The organism is Brevibacillus sp. NRRL NRS-603 (genome assembly GCF_003013445.1).
Lineage (GTDB): Bacteria > Bacillota > Bacilli > Brevibacillales > Brevibacillaceae > Brevibacillus > Brevibacillus formosus.
In genome coordinates, this window is sequence record NZ_PXZN01000012.1 from 756298 (window position 1) to 777885 (window position 21588).

Here is a 21588-nt window from a genome sequence, read left to right on the forward strand (position 1 = left end):
AGTGTTATTGTGATCGTCTTGTTAACCAAAATATACACCAAAGGGAATATTCCTGCAAAGGAATATTTGGTGAAAATGTTTCGTTAGTGATTAATCAATAACTAGGGATATCATTTATTTGATGGAAGTACGATTCTGCAAATGCTGGATCGTTGCCGTTATACCCTCCTCGAAATTCGTCACTGGGATTGGCCCAATAAGCCGTTTATATTTTTCTCCGCTAAGGATCAACGGTTTTTCAGTTAAATACAGCATCTCGACAACCTCCTTCATCACCGGGACGAACATACCCAGCAAAGACAAACCAAATTTTCCAAGTGGAATGACCGGTTTCACGATGCCACTTGCTTTTTGAGCGATTCGGACGATGTCTCGACCGGAAATGATACCTCCACCTGGGATGTGCCAGTTTTGTCCATAAGCAAACTCGCGGCTGGCCAACTCTACAATCATCTTCGCTGCATCGGGCAAATAAACAAACTCGCGAGGAACATGCATATTCCCAATGAAAAGCCCCGGTTTTCCAGCCGCAATTGCCTCAAGTGTGGAACCCAAATACGATGCTTGATTAGCAGTGGGTCCATAATAATCCGGCAATCTGACAATCATCGTTCGCGCATGATCCCAGCGACTACTTAATAGCATCTGTTCAAATGCCAATCTGATTTTTCCTTTCTTTGTATGCGGTTGTTTTGGATGCTCCTCTGTCACTGGTTCCATCTGCTTTCTCCCGTATGGATAAATGCCGTCTACCGCAACAACCTTCAAGCCCCTCTTGTTCGCCGCTTCCATGATCGCTTCGCCAAGTGGGATCAGCTTTTTCACCATCTCGTGATAAGGGACGTTTGCACAATGGAAGAGTACATCCGCTCCTTCCGATGCTGCTACGATGTCTTGAGACCGGAATGCATCCCCGACGGCCAATGACAGATTTACTGGATTCCCCAGCTCTGACGCCATTTGCTCCAGCTTTTGTTGAGAACGCCCAAAAGCAATCGTTTCAATGCCTCGATTGATGAGCTCTTCCAAAATTGCGGCTCCCGTTCCACCTGTTGCCCCGACTACAATCGCTTTTTTCATTTCGGATCATCTCCACTCGTTTTATTTGTGATTGATCAATCACTAACTAATTTGAACTATAACGTTTTAGTTAGTGATTAGTCAATAACTAATTATCGCAATTTTTTCTCCCCTACACCTCCATCAATTCTGGCATGTCCAAAGCCGCTGAAATATTACACAGCATTCCTCTTGCCAGGAAAATAAGCGTTCTCTCTTCCGGATTCGCGATGCCCGCTTTGCGAAAAGCTGTAAGGACAATCTGACGAACATCCCGAAATGCTTCGCGCATTACCTCACGAATCAAAGGCTCTTGAATCGTCTGGGCCTGCATTTGAAGCAGTATTTCATTTTGATGGGAAGCCAAAATCTTTTCATACGTCTTGATCAAATCTGTTTCCAATTGCTCTTTGGATGCGGACTCCACAACGAGACGGAAAGAGTCAATGATCCGCTCCCACGACGCCTCTAGTGCTGCCAGTAACAAAGCTTCCTTTGATGCAAAAAACTTAAAAATATACGGCTGGGAAATCTTTGCACGTTCTGCAACCTGCGCTGTCGTTGCCCGGAAATATCCGATTTCAGCAAAGACTTCAATGGCAGCAGAAATGATTTCCGTTTTACGATTGACCGACGTCATTTGCAAGATCGCCTCCCTTTTAGTGATTCATCAATAATACCTGCATTATACGACAGTTTCTGATCCGGTTCAAATGACATGTATCACTGCCATAGAGACTTGCCAAGCTTTGCGATGGATGATGGTCAAGGCTAAAAAGGAAACTGTTAGATGCAACGGTATAAATATTCCCGAGGTCTTGGGATACGGTGTATCTCCTATCATTGGTTGTTAGTTTAACAACTGCGAAACCGACATTTCATTAACAATTTTTATTTTCCGAATTTTTGGTATTTTATGTATTAAACAGGTCGCATGTGTGTTATTATCAAATTATAAGTTATATTATTCCAATTAAGGAGGTGAATAACAATGTTAAAGAAATTACTTCAAAAAATTGGTGCTAACTCAATCCGCCCATGCCCTCGGGAGTGCATACCAGCAGGAAAACATTGTATGTGTCCCGCTTAATGTTAGATAGTACTAAAAAGGTCGTCCCAACAGCTATGTGCGTTGCAGAGGGATGGTCTATTTCCGTCTAGCTTTCATCCTAGTATACTTTTTTTGGAACGTAAACTTATGAGGAGGAAGATTTATGAAAAAATTCGCTCTGTTTGGTATTGCTGCTGCATTAGTTCTATCGCTTTCATTTCCTGGTGCTAGCAGCGCAAAAGAACAACGTGTACCATGTGAAGCTGACGGGTATTGCGGATGGCCGACCTATAGCGTTTAACACATGGACATAGAAAGAAACAACTGTCCAAGTTCTACTACGATAATTACTGCATAAACGAGGACTGTGGACACAATTACAAGCGATGTTGGCGACAAAGGTGCTAACGCAACGTAATTTTTACATTGTATGATTAATCAAGCATCATCCACCGAGTTTAACTATCGGTATGATGTTTTTCTTTTTTCTCATTTGTTAAATCACGCGTAACCGGCTTCAAACTGACGTTTTTTCATGTGATACGCTGATGAGTGTTATGGCTTTTAAACTCTGTAGCGATCCTGTTCTTATCGATTTTGATGCAGCGTAAATCTTCGAATTTTACCTAGAACACATGCTATCACTAAATCCATGATTCGCAGGGGGGAAAATGATTTTATCTTTTTTCCGGGATTGGGCTGAATGCAGGTCCGTAGAATTACAAAAATCTAATATCTCTTCAGAAATTATCAGTCGTGAATTTATCGACAGTAAGATCGTGCATGACCCTTCTGCAAGAGTTATTCATGAATCTCAGCTTTGCATTGGTCAAATCACTGTGTGGAAGTCACAACAATTTGAAATGGAAATCCTGCATATTGAGTCAGAAGAATTAATTTATTGGAAGTATCACGAGAAAATAGACTCTAATTTGGACGAAATCACTTCAGATTATTTTCAAGTCCTTCGAACCGGTTTGAAACTTTGATACCGTACACCGTTTTTAAATGTTCTTATGATCACTTACCATCGAAAAAGTCGTACCAAGAAAGCTGTCCCAAATGCCATGAATGTGGGTCGGGAATAGCCTTTTTTTTGTCGTATATCCCCTGTTGACTTCACATTTTTGAGCGATTGGACATGACAAGTAACAGATTGTTACATGCCCAAATTTTCCACTTGCTGTGATATCGCCCTTACATAGCTCCTTAATTTGCATAGCTTGAGTTTGAGGTTCTTCCTCATACTCTCGAAGGGGTGATATCGATGGGATTCTTTGACGACAATTTTGCTTTAGTTTTGGTTCTTTTCGTTTTATTAACAATTGTTGCTGTCAGCTGTGATGATTGCTAATACCTGTCCAATGTTTTGGGCGGCTAAGCTGCCCTTTTTCTCCCTCTTAGCATAATCGAGCTTTGGGCCCATCTTTTTGTCCAATCTCCCCCGTTACCCTTTAGTAATTGCGGAGAAGTTAGATTTGGACACCCTGTTATACGACAAAACTTTTTTAAGTGGTATGTCCTTCACCTACGATTTCAACAAAAGAGCCGCCCGGTTCTTTCCCCCGAGCGGCTTAACGCCATTCACATCATCATGTTAGGAACCTAGCAACTCGTCACCAAATGTAGAGAGACTCACCCCTTTCCCGATCGGCAAACCTGCTGCATCACAATCGGTAGCAACCAGTCTATGCTGAATCTCTTGATTTGTTTTGTTAAAATACATATATCCACAATATGATAGCTTGCTTAGGAGAATCTTTCATTTTGCTTCACCTTCAATACGAATTTTCTCCATGTTATTCCCCCTCACGTCTTAAAGTACGAGTTGGATTAAGGAAACTAATTGCAATAGATTAAGGGTAGCTTTATGATGATAAAAAAACAGGGGTGTCCATTTAATGTATTTCATACCATTTTCTGATGAGTTAATCCCAGAGGCAGGGCAACTATTGTCCAAACGTCATATACTAGATCGAGAAATCCTTTCCGTACTACCAATTGAATGTGAAGATGAAAACTATGCAACGACTGCTGTCAAAACGTTATGGTCAAAACCAACCAGTAGCGGAGTCGCAGCAATTGAAAATGGTAAATTAATCGGTTACCTAATTGGACAAAAGATTGAAAATCCTCTTCGGGATCGACATGTTTGGATTAATTTGGAGGGTCATGCAATTTCTCGCAATACCTCCGTTGAATTATATAGAGATCTTTATTCTGAGGCTTCACAATTATGGGTAGATGAGGGATATTTCAGTCATTTTACACTCATTCCAGCAAGTCAACCGGAATTACTTCATTCTTGGTTCCGTTTAGGATTTGGCTTTGAACAAACACATGCATTACTCTCATTACTTGATCGGGAATCTCCCCTTCCCTTGAGCATTCCAGATGTTGAAATTCGCTTGGCATCCCCAGCAGATCGCAGTTTGGTAGAAGATATTGCAAATATAATTAGAAGCCATCAAAATAAGGCACCCGTTTTTGGTTATTCTTTACGTGATGATCCTCAGGAATTACGTAAAGGTTATGCAGGCCTCCTTGATGATCATGATGTAGATTTCTGGATCGCCTTAAAAGATGGAAAAATTGTTTCTTTTCAAGGATATTTCCCCTTAGATAAAAGTAATGTAAATTTGAATGTACCGGATCATTGTGTTGAATTAGGAGTTGCTGGTACTCTAGATCAATATCGCGGGCAAGGTATTAATTATGCACTTACGCTACATGGACTTGCCCATGCGAAGAAAAAAGGATATGTCTACTGCATGACAGATTGGAGAGAGACGAATTTACAATCTTCGCGTTATTGGCCTCGTCAAGGTTTCCTTCCTGTTTCTTACAGAGTTTCTCGCCTTATTGATAGTAGAATAATCTCGGTGAAAGAGTAGTTCCAAATCCCCGTCCCCTCCGAATTTTGATGGTAACTTTATTGCCATTGTGATAAGTCACGCGACAACTTCGATCTCATGGCCTTCAGGCGTGTTCCACTCTTCCCAATCGCAAACGGTTGTTTCTGCTAAAACAGCTCTATGCAAACTCGTGCTACCTTTCCAGCAGCTCCGTTTGGTACGACAGGCCATTATTAAGGCTGATGCGGACGGGTATCGTTACGCACAATTTCAAGCGCCCTTTTCTTATCAGGATCAAAATATAATCGTAGCTACTTATATGATTCAAAAAATCATGAATAGATTTAGCCCGTCTTGATTATGAAGACGGGTTTTATACATATTTGCATCGCTTAAGCGATTATCCATTGAGCTGAGCACATCAACCACTCGCTCACGTTCCTGAATAGTGATCTACATACATTTTCGAGACATGAGTACATTTGGCCAATCAAAAGGATGGTTGAGTTCGTAAACTGTCTTAGATCGTCATCAGGAGGGGATATCACTTGAAAAAGAAAAAATCTAAGTCTCAGCGATTCAAGAAAGTAAATGGTCAATTGGTTGAATTTCTTCCTAGCTTTCAAGAATGTGTGAATGAATGTAGACGTGTAAGTCCGCCTCATGAAGATTGTGAAACGCTATGTCTCCCGTATCTAGACCCAAGAAGAGTACGATTGGATGTAGAGTGTTACGAACGTTGCCGTCGCTGGAGATCTCACGGGATTTGTGATCACATTTGTCAGGTGCCCTATTGAGGATTAAGTTCATTGTTCTTCCCACTCCAAACGTTCGTGTTAACACCGTGTTTCGTGGGTGCCGCCAAGATGACCTCTATTTTTTAGATTGCACCCACGAAAGAAAACCCCCTCGCGCCAGCAGGCACAAGGGGGATCGCATATGAGAAGCAGTCGAAAATAATATATACGTTATCAAATCCACGATCGGAAACAACTTTCGAATAGCCCCATTTTGTGTCTATCGCAACGTTATTGCTTTTTCAGCAACATGCTACCAATCTCTTCTAGGAGCATTTCCTTTCCAAGTGGGCCAAAGGCTTTGATGTTGAATGTTTCATTGGTTACTTCATAGAGATGCCCTTGTTGAACTGCCTTGTTGCTTTTCCATACTGGGCTCTTTTTCAGTTCCGCGTAAACATCATCCGCTTTTCCGCCGAAATTGACGAGGAACATATGGTCTGGCTGAAAATTCGTCAGTCCTTCCAGCTCGATCATTTCCATTGTTTTATCAACAGGTGTTCCTGCTGCCGGCTTCAGGCCGAGATCAGAGAACAGGACATCTGCATATCCATAGTTCCCATACACGCGGAACAATTTTGGCGTTACGGCCAGGAACATAAAGGTCTCGTCGCCGTATGCCTGCTTGAGCTCCTCCCGCATGCCTTTCGTCTTCTCATCATACCCTGCCAGCCATTTGTTTACGTCCTCTTCTTGTCCAAACAACCGGCCGATTTCTTTAAACTTATCACGCCATTTATCCATGTCTGTCTCCAGAACGACAGTGGGTGCAATTTTGGACAGTTGCTCGTACATCTTTTGCTGGCGGTTATTCATAATAATCAGATCTGGCTTTGTTTCTACCACAGCTTCTAGATTGATGGAGTCATCCCACATCCAGCCAACCGATTTTACATCTGTCAGCTTATCCGCTACGTGGGACATGATTTTTGTCTTGTATGTATTGGCCGTAGCAACCGGCTTGTGTCCCAAAATTAAAAGCTCCTCCGCCGCTCCCGATACATCTGCAATTCGTTTTGGTTCCGCAGGGATCGTCACTTCCCCCATCAGATGCTTGACTACGCGTGTCTCAGGCTTCTTCGGTGCTTCCGAAGCCGTTTGGCTGCTTCCACAACCCGCCGATACGGCTGTGACTACTGCTACCAAGCAGGCCAGTATGATTCGTGTTCTTTTTTTCATGTGCTCATTTCTCCTTGTCACGTGATGTTTGGTGTGAAGTATCGTTTGATAATGATTATCATTATAAGTGACAGAGTAGATAATCACATATTTGAGCTCTTATGTCAATGATTTTTATATTTTTTGTGTATATATAGAGAAAAGAGCTTGTCCCATTGTCTCTCGACTTTTAGGATTGCCCCTTTTTGTTATTCCGTCCCCCTCCCTTTCTCATAAGTAATTTGGTGTAAAGTTCAATCGAAATGAAACAGCAAAATAACGAAAAGAATACTGATTATAATTTGAACTAGGTCTCTGATCTGAGACGATATGAAAACTTTTCTTTACTAAGTGGAGGGAACGCGATTATGCATAAGGTAGTTGAGCCAAAAATTCTTTATTTTGGGACACCAGTTGTACTCATCAGCACATTAAATGAGGACAATTCTGTCAACCTGGCCCCTATGTCTTCTGCATGGTGGCTGAATCAATCATGCATGCTCGGAATGAGTAGTACATCTCAAACCGTTATCAATTTGTTGCGCGAGCGCGAATGTGTTTTAAATCTTCCTTCGTCAGATCTTGCTCATGCAGTAGACCGTCTAGCTCTACTTACTGGGCGAAATCCTGTCCCAGAGCGCAAGGCTAATGTGGGTTACCAATTTGAACCCAATAAATTCGAAACGGCTAAGCTCACTCCCCAAGATTCAGACCTGATTAGGCCTCCACGCGTTGCAGAGTGCCCAGTTCAATTAGAGGCAATCGTAGAGCAGGTCCATAATTTTGAACTGCCCAGTTCTTTAAAAGCTATTGAAGTGAAGATAATACGCGTTCATATTGATGAACATATCCTAATGACTGGCGAGAAAAACTACATCGACCCTGAGAAGTGGAGCCCACTTATTATGAACTTCTGTGAATTTTTTGGGCTTAGCTCCAAGCTGCATCCCTCAAAATTAGCCCCAGTTTTTGGTCCTTCTCCAGGTTCCGTTAGTAAATCGAATTAAACATCATCATTGGGTGCTTTTGAGCGCCCTTTCTTTTCGATTACCGGAATCTAACATTGGAAAAATACAGTTGAACTCAAAACGTGTGTTGTGTCGCCTCCTAACATGGAATAAAATCAAATACATAAAATTACATCAATTCTGAAGTGAGGGAAATTAGTCTTTGAATGATCATGAGATTCATGACGATCCATTTTTTTCTGTCATCGTCACTAAACTTCAGGAAGCTGGGTGTGTTTTCGCTGAAGACGAGGCCAAGCTCCTCATCGCCTCGGCAGGGACAACGACTGAACTTTCGGACATGGTAGAACTACGAACATCTGGCATGCCTCTCGAGCACATTATTGGTTGGGCTGAATTATGTGGACTGCGGATTATTGTAGATAAGGGAGTATTCATTCCCAGACAACGTACAGCATTCCTCGTTAGACAAGCTGCCGCCCTCGTCCGTCAAAAGTCGGTCGTGCTTGACCTTTGTTGCGGTTCAGGGGCGGTGGGTGCGGTTCTTGCACACTTGGAACAGATCGAATTGTATGCTACTGACATTGATCCAGCCTCGGTGGATTGCACCCGTCGCAATATTACTACCGTAGGCGGTCGGGTTTACGAAGGCGATTTATTTGAGCCTCTTCCTAAAATCCTTAAGGGGTGCATTAACATCATCGTTGCCAATGCTCCATACGTTCCCACCAAAGCCATCGAATTTCTTCCACCCGAAGCTCGCATACATGAGGCGAGAATAGCACTCGACGGGGGAACGGATGGGCTTGACGTTCAGAGACGAGTAGTGGCTGCAGCTCCACTCTGGCTGGCTCCTGGTGGGCACTTACTCGTTGAGACAAGCGAGCGTCAGACACCTCAGACAGTCGCTATCTTCAACCGTTGCGGGCTGATTACACGTGTGACTAGGTCTGACGAGCTCGATGCTACCGTCGTAATCGGAACCAAGCCGGCTCCCTAAAACGGTTTAGAAGTCTACATCCGCCCACACACATAGACTAGCGTTTCAAGAACTCATCCATCTTTCTCCTTAAGCAGGGCATTATCCCGATAGAGATTTCCTTCAACTCTATCTTCCACCATTACCGATTTGTTAAATCAGTGCCATCGACAGCAGCGATTGACCTGGCTGCAAGAAGCACAGCATTTTCGTGGAATTAAGGATACTCAGTTTACTATAAACAGAAATAAAGCAGTCCTAATTTTCTCGTAATAACGAAGGGTATCCGTAGAAAGTCCTGTCCGCTCTACAACTTTGGAAATGGAATACGTCGACCTTGATTTGGAGTTTACGCAAAGGGGTAAGGTTACAGCCAGGGAAAGTTGAGCAGGTTAGAAGGCAATCATGAAAGAAGGACGATCGATGCGTTAAGACAACCATCCCCTCAGGATATTGAAAGGCTGGGCATGCTACCTGGAATGAATCAAAATGCTGCCGCAAAGTTTTACATCGCCATATTTTAAAAAGCTGTACAAAAATAGCTGCTCACTCCGGCTATTTTTGTACGGTTTGATATTTATGTACAAATGACATGTATGGTACAAAAGGATTGGGATTGTTTTTTTATAATGTACTTATTGTTTTATTGAAATACTTTAGGTTCGAAATGTAACGGCCGTCGGATAACGGGTTATCTATGTGGTCACTTCGATACAAAAAAAGTCCCCAACTGCTTTAAGCAAATTGGGGTACACAAGAAGTAATACGTGAATAAAAAAGTAGTCATCAATATAGTAGGATATCACCTCAATATTTACTACAAGTATATATAGGTATGCATACCTTCTCTTACCACAAAAAAATAGCGCAGACTCATCTGCACAGATTAAGTCGTACGCCTTATCCCCAAGAAAATCTACACTAGATTTCATATTACATTACTTTTATCGGTTTGATTTGGCGGCTATTTCATGGATAAATATTGGTAAATAGTTTGTAATGCTCCCTCACTCGTAGGTTACCTTCCTAATGTCCAGGAATGATGTTGCATAGTGATCAGGGCAGTATGTATGTACACGTCTCAAGCTTACTAACAGGTAGTAATTTCCCAATGAGGGCTTTTCATCAAGCAACACTAATCCAAAATGTACTCGGCCAATACGCTCTGTATCTGGTATATATTCAAGTTCTTGTTAAATTGCTTTTGGATCGGTACTGCACTTCCAGAAACCCAAATTTTCAATTCCGCATCCAAGTCAAAATTTCCGGCTGTTTCAATGCTAAAATGATGAATACTTTTATAAGGAATGGAATGGTACTCTATCTTCCTACCGGTAATGCCTTGCTTATCAACCAGTATTAATCGCTTGTTGGTGAAGATGAACATATCTCGAATTAATTTGTACGCCTTTTCTATTCTCTCATTGTTCGCTAAGATTTGAGCATACTCCTTTTGAACATCTGCAATGTTAACTTCCGAAGCGTTACCCATTAGACCATCTAATAAGCCCACATTAACGTCCCCCTATTCAAATAATTGATAAATCATATTCTCCAAATAGCTCAAAATTCCTACTGAAATGGTTACTTTGCCTCCAGGGCGGCAGTGATTACCTTGACATTCAGAATATTGAACTACGGTCAGTCGCATTTTCCAAACGGCGCAGCATGCGGATTTGCAGTTGTCCTACGTGAACCACTTCGGATCAACTTGGAATAGTCAGCAATCGATTTAGCAGCCGTGGTAGGCTCTAAAATTGACTTCGTAGTCTGAAATGGCATGACCTTTGGCATTTCTACTAACACAGCAAAGACATCCGAAAATGCAGACATATTCACACTATAAAAGTTCAGAAAATTTAAAGAGTTGTTTAGAAATGAATGTATTTCCTCTTTACTTTTCACATTTTGAAACATCTTTTCCAGTGCGGAATCCCCTTTCATCTTTCACTTTTTACCCTCCCATCTTATATCTCTAATTGGGTCTATTCACAATTTCTCATTCGATAAATGCCTGGTAGCAGGTACTTGTAAATATTTCCCCTTGACTTAACCATGTGGAATAAATGAGTGACCCTTCCCAAGGATGGAAAATTTGACCTTACATTGATCCCCTTACATAGGCAATCATGGATTTTTTTAAAAAATTGTTGCCGATTACGCACTTGCCCATAAATTGGTATCTGAAACATTAAATTGCAGGAGGGGAGATTATTGATTGGATCACTATTTCAACATGGGACACCATCTGAATTACCATACAATCCCTGGTTATATTCCAATCCTTTGGGACATGAGTGTGTATCTGCCCCTATCCCATCGGATACTTTGTTTGTACGTGAAGTTAGTATGCAGTCTGGCGCTCTCCTCTTTTACAACAGCTACACTGGCCTTGGTGCGACCGCCCTACTCGACGCCGACGGAAACTATCAATACGTCGATTCCATCTCTGGGTTAGCAAGGGGCTGGACGCGGGTCATTGTAACCCCCACAGGCGGCGTATTATTCTACCACGCCCCGACTGGCCTTGGAGCAATGGGCCGACTTGACGCTAACGGAAGATTCGAGTATTACTTGTGGAATATCCAACTTGGAGTAGGCTGGACCCACATTGTGTCTGCCAACGAGGATAGTCTTCTTTTTTACAACGCCGGGACCGGTCTTGGAAGAACTGCACGGATTGACGCAGCTGGAAACTATGGGCTCGTTAGTGATCTCTCCGGATTCTCAAAAAACTGGTTCCTCGTCACAGGAACCGCCAGCGGTGGCCTACTCTTCTACAACTACGCTACTGGTTTGGTTGCAACCGGCCGACTTGATGCCAACGGAAACTATCAGTACGTCAGTTCCATCTCTGGATTCGCAACAGGCTGGACTAATATCGTAGCCGCCAATAGAAGTAGCCTACTCTTTTACAACGGCATCACCGGCGCTGGGGCGACCGGCCTGCTCGACGCCAACGGAAACTACCAGTACGTCGGTTCCACCCCAGGATTCGCAACAGGCTGGAGCCGCATCGCCGGAAGCCCCAGCGGTGGAATACTCTTCTACAACCACGTGAACGGCCTTGGTGCGACTGCCCGACTTGATGCGAACGGAAACTACCAGTTTGCCAAAACCATCCCTGGATTCGCAACAGACTGGACACACATCGTGGGCAGGTAGGTCGTAACTCTAACGGGGATCGCTTTGGAGGTGGACAGGGCGCCAAGCGAGCATTGGTGATGGGACCACGCTTGAATCGAAGTTCATCAGAGTTACGGCTTACATTGGCTGTGCCATTTAATAGTGATTTTCTCAAATTCCCCAAACCACCTACGGGAGGCATGGGGGATTTTTGTTTAAATTTCGCGGGCTCCCACGGCCTCACAGTGCGTTAAAGGTCACAATAAAACTGGCTGGACGCCCCCCTCCTATTTAACAAATCGTGTGTTGTGCCACATCTTCACTTAATTGCAATTTCATTAATAAATCTGTTCAAAAATGTATCTTATCCCCTTGGTTATGGTAAACTTTTCTAGACTTCTTACAAAAATTAGCAGGGGGATTTGCAATGATTCTTAAATTTTTCAAATGGTTAATGCTCATTATTGGAGTATGTAATGTGGCATTTACTGGATGGATGTATCTCACTGAAATAACAAGTCGATTCTACTGGACTGCAAATGCATTTTATCTGCTTATTGCCTTCTTGCTATTCAAATGGGATGCTAAACGAACTGCCAAGAAGCAACAGCAGGCTAAAAAAACTGCTCGATAATCGCCCTATTTTTGGGCGTAACCGCCTACTCCGTGTGTATACGTGGTAATAGTATGATCACTCTGTACAAACCTAGCTTTTCCATGGCAGCATACCTCAAAGGTATCCTTGGCCGTAATATACAATCAAATGTTGCTTACCTTTTACCTAACCAAGTTTAGTCAGAGTGTAACCACGTTATTTCGGGTGAAGGCCAATCTCCGCGCGTAATGATCGTTGAATCGTCCTTCCTGCCCCCACATTAAAAAATGGCGTTAGATAACAGACAAGTTTGAAAACTACAATGACATCAAATGATTTCATCCGTTCAATCTTAAATATTTCATGAAGAAAACCCGTCTCCTTAAAATAGGGACGGGTTGTTGATTTTGTTACTTCTGGGGATTTCGTTCCCTATTTCTCCCCCTCAAACCTAGAAGACCAGCTAAACCAAGCAAGCCTATCCATTCCCAGTCTGAATCAGCGTCTACAGCTGTGGTTCTGTACATGTTGTTATTGATACCTGTGTTAGCAGGCGCCCCATTTCCTGTTACGCCTACACCTGTATTGCCTGTCATATTATTTGGGGTGTTTGTTCCTCCTGTGTTCCCGGCACCTATGGTACCACCAGTCTCAGCGAATGCAGTTAAACTCATTGTAACCGTTAACATGAAAGCCAACATCATTACGTTCAACTTTTTCAACTTGAATAACCCCTTTACTGTATTCTCCATTACTCCCTGTAATATTATCAATCTGCGAAAAATTATTCAGACCATCGCGTTTTTGTTTGCATACTTTATTTTTAGACAATGAAAACCTCCCTCTTTTAAAGAAGGAGGATTTGAAGTGGGATCAATGTTCTATCCAAGGAGACACTATACATACAGAATGAAATTTACAAACACTGGTGATCGCAGCATGCCACTCTTTGTCTAGTTCCGCATTTTGACGCGTGCATTTGCTGATCCATGCAAACGAAATCGTGATGCGAGTAACATACAACCGTATAAATACTTATTCTGTAAAACTCAAACCGGTGGTACAATGTGGAAAAGAGATGACGTTTTGTTAATTCGGAATGAATATAATATTCATTAATTTTTTCTTTCATGAACAATAATAGCAATGTATGAAAACGATATTGGAGGGATTTTATGAAACTAGTAGGACAACAAGTATATCTTCGATTTTACAAGATTTCTGACGCCAGCGAGTTAGCTAAATTACACATTAGAAATCGTGAATTTTTTCAAAGAGTTTGCCCATTACTCCCAGAAGCCTTTTATACTGAAGAACACCAAAAAATACGCATTGAACAGGTATTAAAAAAGACAGATGAAGGGCAAGTATATGCTTTTGGAATCTTTTTAAAAGCAACGGATAAACTTATCGGAGACATCTCATTAACTCAAATTGCTAGGGGAAACGTCCAAAGCTGTACTACGGGATTTTCTTTAGATAAGGAATATAATGCAAAGGGTTATACAACAGAAGCTCTTCAACTTGTTGTCGACTTTGCTTTTAGAGAATTAAAACTACATAGAATTGAAGCAGGAGCTATGCCTGACAATATAGCATCTATTCGCGTATTAGAAAAAGTAGGGTTTAAAAAAGAAGGTATCGCTAAAGAAAATATCAAGATTAATGGCAAATGGACAGATCATCAAATATTAGCCATCATCAACAGCTTGGATGTGTAAGCTCATTTCATTCGCTATATGAGGCACCGCTACATCGCTATAAAGCTAAGGTTTTACACTATTTATAAAGTAAAAAAGGCGTTGTGTGCTTCGTTCAAATCTCTTTTCTTCACTAACGAAAATGTTAATAAAAAGAATAATTCGGAGCAGAAGCCAGCAACAGTAGTGGTAATATTCTGTATGTTCTTCTCCTAATAACAGTGGTACAGCGACTATATATCATTCCATTTAAACTTAAACCGTAACTGCGAACCCGAAGTGCCGTTCTAATCGAACGGCTATTTTTCTTTGTACACAGAATATGTGAATGAATTCATCCCCGATATGCATTTGGATAGGGCTTCCATGGTCAAAGACTATTCCTATCACGTTTCAATCTGCCCTCCTCCAAACGCCTTTTGCTGGTTTCGCCGGATTTCGTAGCGGCCATCACAGCGCTCCTGTTTTTCTGCCAACTCCATCTGTTCCGGTATATTTTAAAGAAACGTCTTTATCCAGTCAGAACCATCCGAGTCAGATCGAGCTGCCATTGTTGTAGGTCAACGATTTCAACGAGACAAAGTGAGTAAGGAAAGTCACTCAATGGCTCAAGAAGGCAGACAAACACACATTTCGCAGGATTTCCATATCTGTCAGATTCACGCTAAGAAAGAAAATCATATCCTATCTGGAAAGTCGGACCCTCCGGCCAACCTGTTCAGACACATATGCTTGAAACTGCTTACCAAAAAGGAGTTGAGAAGTTGACACGTTCAGCGACAAGCACCTTCAACAGCTCTATCAAAATTGATGTCCTGATCCCAGCTATTGAGAAAGACCTTGGCACTCTTCCCTATGTCATTGACAGTATCCGTAAGCAAGTGAAGCATCCGGTCGGTAGGATCATGGTTGTATCGCCACCCAGCAAACGAATCCAAGCCCTTTGCCGGCGTAAAAACTGCACCTTCATCAATGAAAAACGCGTCTTGCCGATTACAAAAAAAGACATTCACTACCAAACCAAACGCACCAATCGCTCAGGCTGGCTGCTCCAACAATTGTTGAAGCTGGCCGGGGGGAACTTGACCAAGCAAAGATATTATCTTGTGATTGATGCCGACACCATTCTCATCCGGCCTCATGTCTTTCTCGTCAACGGGAAAACCGTTTTTTACTGCCGTAACTGGAGTCGCCCCGAGTATTTTCGCACCTATAAGAAATTAATGGGAACCAAGCCAACCGCTTCACGCTCTTTCGTTGCCCACTATATGCTGTTCGACAAATTGAAGCTCTCCCGATTGAAATCTAAAATTGAGGCTAGGCATAAGACTAGATGGTACTGGGCGATTATCAAGAAAACCAACAAGCAGAGCTATGCCGGCTTCTCCGAGTTCGAAACTTACGGTAACTTCGTGAAAGCTCACTATCCCGGTCATCAGCTTGTAAGAAGTTCGCTTAACAAAAGCTTATCGTCAAAACCGGCATCACTTACTCGCAAACGGATTGTCAGACTGGCTCAGAAATACAGATCCATCTCCTTTCATAAACGCGGCTGGTATATCCGGAAGAAGAAGAGCGTAAGAAAATGAAGAGCTGATATGCATACCATCATCTCAAAGAAAATTGAGATAGATAATATAGAAAAAACCCCTCGCACCTACAGGTACAAGGGGTTTCGCTTATTAGTAAGCAGTCATGTATTGCTCGCGCTCCCAATTGTGAACGCGTGTGCGGAACATATTCTTGGCTTTCGATCGGTTTTAAAACCCCATGAAAACCGCATAAAATCAACTGTTTCACCTACTGTTGTTTCAAATGACATCAAATCATTTCACGATTTTGTGGGTGAATTGTGGGTGCGTTTGTGGGTGGGCTATACATGTAGAAAAGCCCGATATAATGCTGCATAGAGCCCTTCAACGTTGGAGGGCTCTTATCTTCATTTAGTATTTGTTTTCTCTATTATGCTTATTTGTTAACAGGATCGAGAACCCCTCCCGCTTTCATCCAAGCAGTTAATCTAATGAGTTGAAAGGAATCACGCTCGCTGCTTCCTGACATGGTTGTGTCCAGATCTCCGGCATACGCAATCCCAATTATATACATTTATTGGGAATATATGTTATAATAATTCCACATTGAAAATTGCGTTAAATATACTGGAGGGGAAAGAATGAATATTAAGAAGCTTTCTATCGCAACTGTCTTACTTAGCAGTTTAGTAGTATCTGGAGCTGGTTCTGCCTTCGCATCATCTCAAGGTGATACTATTAAAATAGGTAACCTAAAAATCGTTGAACGTGTATATGAGAACCCAGAAGAGTATGATTTTACAGATGCCCTTACAAAGAATGATTCATCTAAGATCGGTCCCATGGGCAATGATATGACTGGCAAAGTATATGAAATGTCTAAGAAGGACCTATACAAATCAAAATCTTATGAAGCTGACATTGAGAACGATAGTAACGAAAACGATACCTTTTCAAGGAAGGTTACAAGAAAAACATTTTTGACAGGAAAAGTAGGTGCGGAAGCCGAGTCGAAAGTCAACTGGAGGATAATAGAGGGAAAAGTAGGGATTAATGCTGAAATTGCATTTGGAAAAGAAGACGTTATAGAAACAACCCATAGTTGGGTCATACCAAAGCGTACGATTACAACCGTTGAATACGGCTCAAAAGCCGTAAAAACAACTGGAAACATAGTCGAATATTTTCAAGGCAGAGTAGTAGATTCTAACTACGTTAACGTCAAATACTCGTATAAAGAGTATTCCAGTAAAAAATCAAAAGATCTATGATCCGACCTCTCCATATCATTCTCCTTCTGTTCGTAGTTCTTCTTAGTGGCTGTAGCGAGGCAGTAACAGTCCCTAAAGAGAAGTCATATGTAAGCGTCTACGATTATTTCGAAGAAATTACAGGGGAGAATTTAAAAACATCTGTGCTTCAAATAACAAAAAACGGTAATTCGGCAGAACTCACGTTACGAATCTTAATTTCGGACGATTTGAGAGAAAAAATGATGCATACTGAAAAACCCATTTACTTTTCGTTTGCAGATATGCCAGGTAACGAGACAATTAAAAATTTGCTTGCAGAGTCTCCTTCACTCGTTCAAATTGAGTTAAACAGTAAAGAGAATCGGTATACGATTTCGCAACAGCTAAAGCTAAAAGAAAATTTGACAGAAGCTGATAACCAGGCGCTATTGTCTCCTGCTAATTACCGATTTCAGGTCATAAACGAAGAAGAGCTCTCTGTAGCTAGTTTTATGGGTTTAGAATATTCGCTACTACCTGAAGATAATCAGAAGTAGCAAATCGCTGGTTACGAATTGTACCTCGTGGTCAAATAAAGTATTTGTTTCGTGTACCCGCAAATTCCGCACACGTATCACAGTAAAAAACCCGTCTCCTCAAAACAGAGACGGGTCATCTATTTCCTGAATGCATTCTGGCAGATCGTTTTTTGGACTGCCAACCATTGCTGGAACGGGGTAGGCTTTCATCTGTTCGTGATCATATGGTACAAGTAGCGATTGTAACAGATCAGCATCGAACTTTTCGCGATCAAGCCACGTCGATTCGTCCTGTTGCCGCAATATCACAGGCATGCGATTATGGATGTCCTTGACCACTACGTTTGGTTTCGTAGTGATGATTGTACAGGTGTGGAGTTTATTACCTTCTGGACTCATCCAGGTATCAAATAGGCCAGCAAAAGCAAACGGTTCTCCTGTCTTCATCATGATCCGCATCGGTTGTTTCCCTGATTCACGCTGCTCCCATTCATAAAATCCATCTGCTGGTACAATGCATCGTTTCCTTTCAAACAACCGGCGAAAGGCTGGCTTTTCAGTGAGCGTCTCAGCTCGCGCATTAATCATCTTATACCCGCTCTTTTCATCCTGTGCCCACGAGGGAACTAATCCCCATTTTAACTGTCCGAGTCGGCGCTTTCCTTGATCAGAGATAATAGCAGGGATTAATTGACCAGGTGCGATATTATATCGTGGCTGCATATCGAAAGGTATAACCTCGATTTGAAACCTTGCATTCCACAACTCAAGGTTGGTCACTAGCGTAAAGCGTCCGCACATACTATCACCTCATCCTGGTATGTATATTTGCCCGCTGGCGAAAAAATTAAAATACATGTTTCTTCCCAAGATGCAATGAGAGTGGACCCCAATGTGAAATACCGCATTTCCTTAAGTACGCATCCTTTGGCTTATTAAAGAAATGTTAGATTAGCTGTAGGATTTAGAGGGCTGCTAAAAAACGTTGTACATGCAGCTCCTCTAAATCACTTACTTTCCAAATCCCTCTTCCTTCCACATACCTTCACTTGATTTATCACAAGTAATCATTAGTTAAGTAACCGGCTGATTTTACTTTTCTTCTCCACACGCTCTAGGCATTTTTCGCAAAAGAACGATCGTAATACTCGAAGTAGGTCCGGCCTTACGAATTTTCCTTGTTTTCTTTTCGCTCGCAAGATACATTTCTTGTTTATTCGCTTCCTCCACCAACACGCCCATGCCTTCCCATTCGGTAGAGAAGTGGGGTATTTCACGCCACGCGCCGTCCTTCAGATTGATGTCGATGTTCCACGTAATCCGCTCCAGCTAATGCAGCCCTATATGGTTTGATTGCTGTAACTTGCTGGTATTGTGCAAGAGTGGATATAGCAACAACCGATCCAATTAGCAGGTTGTCCGCCGTATACCCGTGACTAGCCAGCACACAAATATTATTAGGAGGAGCTAACAATGCAAAAACAAGATTTATTTGATTTAGATGTACAGGTTAAATTCGTAAATCAAGTACAAGATGGCTTTCCATTTTCTGAGTATGGTTGTACTGGTGGATGCCCAACTTTTTACGACAACGGCTATTGCTAAAAAATTATAAGTACTTAAAATATAAACTCAATGGCGACAGTGGGTTATTGTTTTATCTTAAGTAGGAATTGAGCCATTTTCCTCAATTACTGTTTTATTAAGCTACCACTTTTCCCGAGCACAAAAGCCTTTCCTTCTTCCGTTTGCAGCCAGGCTCTCAGCTTCTTGGTCCCGTTCAAAGTTTTGGTTACACCGAAGCCCTTTATAGTGTCGAGCATGATCTCTACATTGCCGATCCCTTCAATCCGAACTTCGAACCACTTTACTCTGAACACTTCATTGCAGGTTATGCCCAGGATGTTCATGGTCGGCCTTGTCATACAATCCCCACCGCCTCGCATTCGCCCTCGCAGTCCTCTTCGCTGAACTGATCCAGAACGTGCTCTGGGTATCCGTTTTTTCGAAGCAGTTCGCGACACTCGTTATCTTCTAAGCTAACGGACAGTTGACCATGCTTTCGCTCCGGGAAGTATTTCTTCGCACCTTCCAACGCTTGCTCGGGCGTTTCTGCTGGCAAGGTAATGACTGCTTCTCGCGAATGGAATTTTAACCTTACTATATTTCAATGTTGAGAGCGTGCTGATTATCGATAAGATTGGCTGATTTCATTCGCTACACATTTTGTTAATTGAAATTGCATCTACTTCCCATCAAACCCTGTTTTTATATAACAATGAACCATCGTTACAATTTGAGGAGGACCTAGTATGGAGGTTGGTCAAAAAGATGGACAAACATATACAAAGCAGGACCTAATCGATTTTATTCAAAGATCGCTCGCTGAGTTAGAAAACAATCCAGATTGGGAATATGTCTCACTAAGTCATTATCTCGAATCGATGGCAGCTTGGCTGGGAACCCACTTAGCACCAGACGCCCCTTCTTGGGAAGCTTTCGCTAAAATCTTAGAGGCATCCAAATACTACGAATAATGTAAGAGCTAATTTGTACCCGGCCGCTATATGCCAGGCAGCGAGAAGATTGTTTGCTGCCCCACTTGATCAGCTGCTACTGGATTGATCCAGATAACTTCTGTTCTGATGCGGCCCATTTCCGCCAAAGCTTTCTTTTCTTCCCTACGCCAATGCTTTAGTCGAAGGTTGTATAAATCATTATCGTAACCACTTAGTATCACGGGTCCCGGATGTTCGTCTAATGCGTCGAGCAATTCAATATGGTCAGCATCCGTCATCTCATTTTTGTACAGACGTTTGCTCCTTGTTGATAACAAATACGGTGGATCCGCATAAATCAAAACGCTTGATTTTTATATCGTTCAATCAATTGTAGAGCTGGCTGTTGTTCTATTTGCACCCTTTTCAATCTATCCGTTACCGTCAATATCCGATCAGGTACTTTACTCCATTGATCAGGCATCCTGTTGTTGGGTGCTTTTGATACGTCGATGTTATGCTTCCATCCGGTTCTGTCAGATGTTTTTCCACCCCTCGCCATCCAGCACCGAACCAAAAACATCCTTGCCCTTTCAAGCTCGTCCCCCTCTCCCTTTACGTTGTAGGAGTTGTAGTATTCTTCCCGACTATAGGGGGTCCATTTAACCTTATTTGCTAAATCCTCTGGGTGATCACGGATAACTTTGAACAGATTTACCACATCTCCGTCAAGGTCATTAATCGTTTCAAGTGCGGATGATTCTTTGTTGAAAAATACTGCTCCGGATCCGAAGTATGGTTCCAAATATGTGGTATGTTCTGGCATATGCTCGATTATCCAGTCGGCCAAGCTCCATTTGCTGCCAGGGTAGTGCAAAATCCTTGGTACTTTCACCGCTCTCTCCCCCATTATCAAATCGTGTGATTTGATTACTTTTTGAAAATTGCCCATTTTTTATTGGATGTATGGTAAAATTTAGTATAATTCGGAAGACGAATCCAATAGGAGGTTATTATGAAAAAAATTGCTTTGCTGTTATTTGCAGTTTTCATGATCCAACTCCATTTCACTTCTGCAACATTTGCTTCTGGGGACCGTATTAGGGCTGGTCAAGCACTTGAACATGGTGCTTGGCTAACGTCAATGAACAGTAAATATCAATTGAGTTTTTCTGTTTATAGAGTGCTTAGGATAGAGAAGACCAGATCAGATACCATCTTATGGAGCGTGAATACCAACGGTGTTGGACATTCTCTCAAGCTTGACTTTTATAGCGGAAAACTCGTTTTACTCCGTGCGAATGGTGATCCGCTTTGGTATTCAGATAACGCTGCATGGAGTAGTAGTAGACATCCAGCGGGTACAAACCTCCGTGGCGACCTTCTGATTATGCAAGACGATGGAAATTTAGTTTTGTATAACACAACGGACTTGAATAAAGGTTGGTATCCTGTCTGGGCTTCAGATACAGGTGTAGGTGGTCCATAAGAAAATAATT

The 21588-nt window shown here is 42.1% G+C and carries 25 protein-coding genes and 1 pseudogene; 15 read left to right on the forward strand and 11 right to left on the reverse strand.

Annotation, left to right across the window (positions count from 1 at the left end; all coding sequences use genetic code 11):
* Positions 1-114: 114 nt before the first annotated feature.
* Together C7R94_RS10585 and C7R94_RS10590 are read right to left on the reverse strand one after the other, a co-directional pair.
* Positions 115-1080 (reverse strand): SDR family NAD(P)-dependent oxidoreductase, encoded by a 966-nt coding sequence (locus tag C7R94_RS10585; RefSeq protein ID WP_106780783.1) that lies wholly within the window; start codon positions 1078-1080, stop codon positions 115-117.
* Positions 1081-1192: 112 nt separating this feature from the next.
* Positions 1193-1699 (reverse strand): TetR/AcrR family transcriptional regulator, encoded by a 507-nt coding sequence (locus C7R94_RS10590; RefSeq protein WP_106780785.1) that lies wholly within the window; start codon positions 1697-1699, stop codon positions 1193-1195.
* Positions 1700-2273: 574 nt separating this feature from the next.
* Between C7R94_RS10590 and C7R94_RS30005 the strand changes: the two genes are divergently transcribed.
* The 4 genes from C7R94_RS30005 (at position 2274) to C7R94_RS10605 (ending at position 5004) form a co-directional block, all read left to right on the forward strand.
* Entirely contained in the window at positions 2274-2411 is a 138-nt protein-coding gene (locus C7R94_RS30005; protein ID WP_158264665.1) for a hypothetical protein, read from the forward strand.
* Between the two features lie 370 nt (positions 2412-2781).
* Positions 2782-3099 (forward strand): immunity protein TriTu family protein, encoded by a 318-nt coding sequence (locus tag C7R94_RS10595; RefSeq protein ID WP_106780788.1) that lies wholly within the window; start codon positions 2782-2784, stop codon positions 3097-3099.
* A gap of 278 nt (positions 3100-3377) precedes the next feature.
* A complete protein-coding gene (gene yjcZ, locus C7R94_RS10600; RefSeq protein ID WP_083995000.1) occupies positions 3378-3464 on the forward strand; it encodes a sporulation protein YjcZ in 87 nt (28 codons plus the stop codon).
* Between the two features lie 547 nt (positions 3465-4011).
* Positions 4012-5004 carry a GNAT family N-acetyltransferase gene (locus C7R94_RS10605; RefSeq protein WP_106780790.1) on the forward strand — a complete coding sequence of 331 codons (993 nt, stop codon included), beginning with the start codon at positions 4012-4014 and terminating at the stop codon, positions 5002-5004.
* Between the two features lie 989 nt (positions 5005-5993).
* Here the strand turns inward: C7R94_RS10605 and C7R94_RS10615 are convergent.
* A complete protein-coding gene (locus tag C7R94_RS10615; protein WP_106780794.1) occupies positions 5994-6941 on the reverse strand; it encodes an ABC transporter substrate-binding protein in 948 nt (315 codons plus the stop codon).
* Positions 6942-7288: 347 nt separating this feature from the next.
* Between C7R94_RS10615 and C7R94_RS10620 the strand changes: the two genes are divergently transcribed.
* Both C7R94_RS10620 and C7R94_RS10625 read left to right on the forward strand, forming a co-directional pair.
* On the forward strand, positions 7289-7927 hold the full coding sequence (locus tag C7R94_RS10620; protein ID WP_106780797.1) for a flavin reductase family protein: 639 nt from the start codon (positions 7289-7291) through the stop codon (positions 7925-7927).
* 163 nt (positions 7928-8090) lie between these two features.
* Complete coding sequence (locus tag C7R94_RS10625) at positions 8091-8888, forward strand: putative protein N(5)-glutamine methyltransferase (RefSeq protein ID WP_106780800.1); 798 nt, start codon at positions 8091-8093, stop codon at positions 8886-8888.
* Positions 8889-9094: 206 nt separating this feature from the next.
* Here C7R94_RS10625 and C7R94_RS30975 read toward each other — a convergent pair whose 3' ends face one another.
* The 3 genes from C7R94_RS30975 to C7R94_RS10645 all read right to left on the reverse strand — a co-directional run bounded on the left by C7R94_RS30975 (position 9095) and on the right by C7R94_RS10645 (position 10811).
* Complete coding sequence (locus C7R94_RS30975) at positions 9095-9244, reverse strand: MerR family DNA-binding transcriptional regulator (protein ID WP_327935582.1); 150 nt, start codon at positions 9242-9244, stop codon at positions 9095-9097.
* Positions 9245-10002: 758 nt separating this feature from the next.
* Positions 10003-10380, reverse strand: coding sequence for a PH domain-containing protein (locus C7R94_RS10640; protein ID WP_088907963.1), 378 nt, complete (start codon positions 10378-10380; stop codon positions 10003-10005).
* A gap of 128 nt (positions 10381-10508) precedes the next feature.
* Positions 10509-10811, reverse strand: coding sequence for a barstar family protein (locus C7R94_RS10645; RefSeq protein WP_106780805.1), 303 nt, complete (start codon positions 10809-10811; stop codon positions 10509-10511).
* Between the two features lie 405 nt (positions 10812-11216).
* On the opposite strand from C7R94_RS10645, the gene C7R94_RS10650 reads away from it, so the two are divergent.
* Both C7R94_RS10650 and C7R94_RS10655 read left to right on the forward strand, forming a co-directional pair.
* The gene (locus tag C7R94_RS10650; protein ID WP_158264667.1) at positions 11217-12032 is read left to right on the forward strand and encodes a hypothetical protein; all 816 of its coding nucleotides are present in this window, start codon (positions 11217-11219) and stop codon (positions 12030-12032) included.
* Positions 12033-12420: 388 nt separating this feature from the next.
* The gene (locus tag C7R94_RS10655; RefSeq protein WP_106780810.1) at positions 12421-12627 is read left to right on the forward strand and encodes a hypothetical protein; all 207 of its coding nucleotides are present in this window, start codon (positions 12421-12423) and stop codon (positions 12625-12627) included.
* 371 nt (positions 12628-12998) lie between these two features.
* Here C7R94_RS10655 and C7R94_RS10660 read toward each other — a convergent pair whose 3' ends face one another.
* Complete coding sequence (locus C7R94_RS10660) at positions 12999-13310, reverse strand: WGxxGxxG family protein (RefSeq protein WP_106781277.1); 312 nt, start codon at positions 13308-13310, stop codon at positions 12999-13001.
* A gap of 453 nt (positions 13311-13763) precedes the next feature.
* On the opposite strand from C7R94_RS10660, the gene C7R94_RS10665 reads away from it, so the two are divergent.
* The 4 genes from C7R94_RS10665 to C7R94_RS10680 all read left to right on the forward strand — a co-directional run bounded on the left by C7R94_RS10665 (position 13764) and on the right by C7R94_RS10680 (position 17609).
* Positions 13764-14309 carry a GNAT family N-acetyltransferase gene (locus tag C7R94_RS10665; protein WP_106780812.1) on the forward strand — a complete coding sequence of 182 codons (546 nt, stop codon included), beginning with the start codon at positions 13764-13766 and terminating at the stop codon, positions 14307-14309.
* Positions 14310-15052: 743 nt separating this feature from the next.
* Positions 15053-15877 carry a DUF6492 family protein gene (locus tag C7R94_RS10670; protein WP_106780815.1) on the forward strand — a complete coding sequence of 275 codons (825 nt, stop codon included), beginning with the start codon at positions 15053-15055 and terminating at the stop codon, positions 15875-15877.
* Between the two features lie 584 nt (positions 15878-16461).
* A complete protein-coding gene (locus C7R94_RS10675) occupies positions 16462-17091 on the forward strand; it encodes a hypothetical protein (RefSeq protein ID WP_106780817.1) in 630 nt (209 codons plus the stop codon).
* Between the two features lie 143 nt (positions 17092-17234).
* Complete coding sequence (locus C7R94_RS10680) at positions 17235-17609, forward strand: hypothetical protein (protein ID WP_233220520.1); 375 nt, start codon at positions 17235-17237, stop codon at positions 17607-17609.
* A 99-nt stretch (positions 17610-17708) separates the two neighbouring features.
* Here the strand turns inward: C7R94_RS10680 and C7R94_RS10685 are convergent, their stop codons facing one another.
* Positions 17709-18392, reverse strand: a complete 684-nt coding sequence (locus tag C7R94_RS10685) for an SOS response-associated peptidase (protein ID WP_106780822.1) — start codon at positions 18390-18392, stop codon at positions 17709-17711.
* A gap of 672 nt (positions 18393-19064) precedes the next feature.
* Between C7R94_RS10685 and C7R94_RS30825 the strand changes: the two genes are divergently transcribed.
* Complete coding sequence (locus C7R94_RS30825; RefSeq protein ID WP_255576682.1) at positions 19065-19196, forward strand: hypothetical protein; 132 nt, start codon at positions 19065-19067, stop codon at positions 19194-19196.
* Between the two features lie 86 nt (positions 19197-19282).
* Here C7R94_RS30825 and C7R94_RS10690 read toward each other — a convergent pair whose 3' ends face one another.
* Together C7R94_RS10690 and C7R94_RS10695 are read right to left on the reverse strand one after the other, a co-directional pair.
* The gene (locus C7R94_RS10690) at positions 19283-19516 is read right to left on the reverse strand and encodes a hypothetical protein (RefSeq protein ID WP_106780825.1); all 234 of its coding nucleotides are present in this window, start codon (positions 19514-19516) and stop codon (positions 19283-19285) included.
* Positions 19513-19713 carry a hypothetical protein gene (locus C7R94_RS10695; protein WP_106780828.1) on the reverse strand — a complete coding sequence of 67 codons (201 nt, stop codon included), beginning with the start codon at positions 19711-19713 and terminating at the stop codon, positions 19513-19515. Before C7R94_RS10695 ends, C7R94_RS10690 begins: the two co-directional genes overlap by 4 nt.
* 190 nt (positions 19714-19903) lie before the next feature.
* On the opposite strand from C7R94_RS10695, the gene C7R94_RS10700 reads away from it, so the two are divergent.
* Positions 19904-20128 carry a DUF7660 family protein gene (locus C7R94_RS10700; RefSeq protein WP_106780830.1) on the forward strand — a complete coding sequence of 75 codons (225 nt, stop codon included), beginning with the start codon at positions 19904-19906 and terminating at the stop codon, positions 20126-20128.
* A gap of 26 nt (positions 20129-20154) precedes the next feature.
* On the opposite strand, the pseudogene C7R94_RS10705 reads toward C7R94_RS10700, so the two are convergent.
* Positions 20155-20984, reverse strand: a pseudogene (locus C7R94_RS10705) (DNA adenine methylase).
* A gap of 120 nt (positions 20985-21104) precedes the next feature.
* Between C7R94_RS10705 and C7R94_RS10710 the strand changes: the two are divergent.
* Complete coding sequence (locus C7R94_RS10710) at positions 21105-21578, forward strand: hypothetical protein (RefSeq protein ID WP_106780832.1); 474 nt, start codon at positions 21105-21107, stop codon at positions 21576-21578.
* The last annotated feature ends 10 nt before the right edge of the window (positions 21579-21588 follow it).

What these genes read in the sequence shown, in the direction of transcription:
- C7R94_RS10675 (WP_106780817.1), top strand. Translation starts at nt 16,462, where the DNA reads ATGAATATTAAGAAGCTTTCTATCGCAACTGTCTTACTTAGCAGTTTA.
- C7R94_RS10665 (WP_106780812.1), top strand. Translation starts at nt 13,764, where the DNA reads ATGAAACTAGTAGGACAACAAGTATATCTTCGATTTTACAAGATTTCT.
- C7R94_RS30005 (WP_158264665.1), top strand. Translation starts at nt 2,274, where the DNA reads ATGAAAAAATTCGCTCTGTTTGGTATTGCTGCTGCATTAGTTCTATCG.
- yjcZ (WP_083995000.1), top strand. Translation starts at nt 3,378, where the DNA reads ATGGGATTCTTTGACGACAATTTTGCTTTAGTTTTGGTTCTTTTCGTT.
- C7R94_RS10615 (WP_106780794.1), bottom strand. Translation starts at nt 6,941, where the DNA reads ATGAAAAAAAGAACACGAATCATACTGGCCTGCTTGGTAGCAGTAGTC.
- C7R94_RS10595 (WP_106780788.1), top strand. Translation starts at nt 2,782, where the DNA reads ATGATTTTATCTTTTTTCCGGGATTGGGCTGAATGCAGGTCCGTAGAA.
- C7R94_RS10650 (WP_158264667.1), top strand. Translation starts at nt 11,217, where the DNA reads ATGCAGTCTGGCGCTCTCCTCTTTTACAACAGCTACACTGGCCTTGGT.
- C7R94_RS10585 (WP_106780783.1), bottom strand. Translation starts at nt 1,080, where the DNA reads ATGAAAAAAGCGATTGTAGTCGGGGCAACAGGTGGAACGGGAGCCGCA.
- C7R94_RS10590 (WP_106780785.1), bottom strand. Translation starts at nt 1,699, where the DNA reads ATGACGTCGGTCAATCGTAAAACGGAAATCATTTCTGCTGCCATTGAA.
- C7R94_RS10645 (WP_106780805.1), bottom strand. Translation starts at nt 10,811, where the DNA reads ATGAAAGGGGATTCCGCACTGGAAAAGATGTTTCAAAATGTGAAAAGT.
- C7R94_RS10655 (WP_106780810.1), top strand. Translation starts at nt 12,421, where the DNA reads ATGATTCTTAAATTTTTCAAATGGTTAATGCTCATTATTGGAGTATGT.
- C7R94_RS10710 (WP_106780832.1), top strand. Translation starts at nt 21,105, where the DNA reads ATGAAAAAAATTGCTTTGCTGTTATTTGCAGTTTTCATGATCCAACTC.
- C7R94_RS10620 (WP_106780797.1), top strand. Translation starts at nt 7,289, where the DNA reads ATGCATAAGGTAGTTGAGCCAAAAATTCTTTATTTTGGGACACCAGTT.
- C7R94_RS10700 (WP_106780830.1), top strand. Translation starts at nt 19,904, where the DNA reads ATGGAGGTTGGTCAAAAAGATGGACAAACATATACAAAGCAGGACCTA.
- C7R94_RS30825 (WP_255576682.1), top strand. Translation starts at nt 19,065, where the DNA reads ATGCAAAAACAAGATTTATTTGATTTAGATGTACAGGTTAAATTCGTA.
- C7R94_RS10685 (WP_106780822.1), bottom strand. Translation starts at nt 18,392, where the DNA reads ATGTGCGGACGCTTTACGCTAGTGACCAACCTTGAGTTGTGGAATGCA.
- C7R94_RS10690 (WP_106780825.1), bottom strand. Translation starts at nt 19,516, where the DNA reads ATGACAAGGCCGACCATGAACATCCTGGGCATAACCTGCAATGAAGTG.
- C7R94_RS10605 (WP_106780790.1), top strand. Translation starts at nt 4,012, where the DNA reads ATGTATTTCATACCATTTTCTGATGAGTTAATCCCAGAGGCAGGGCAA.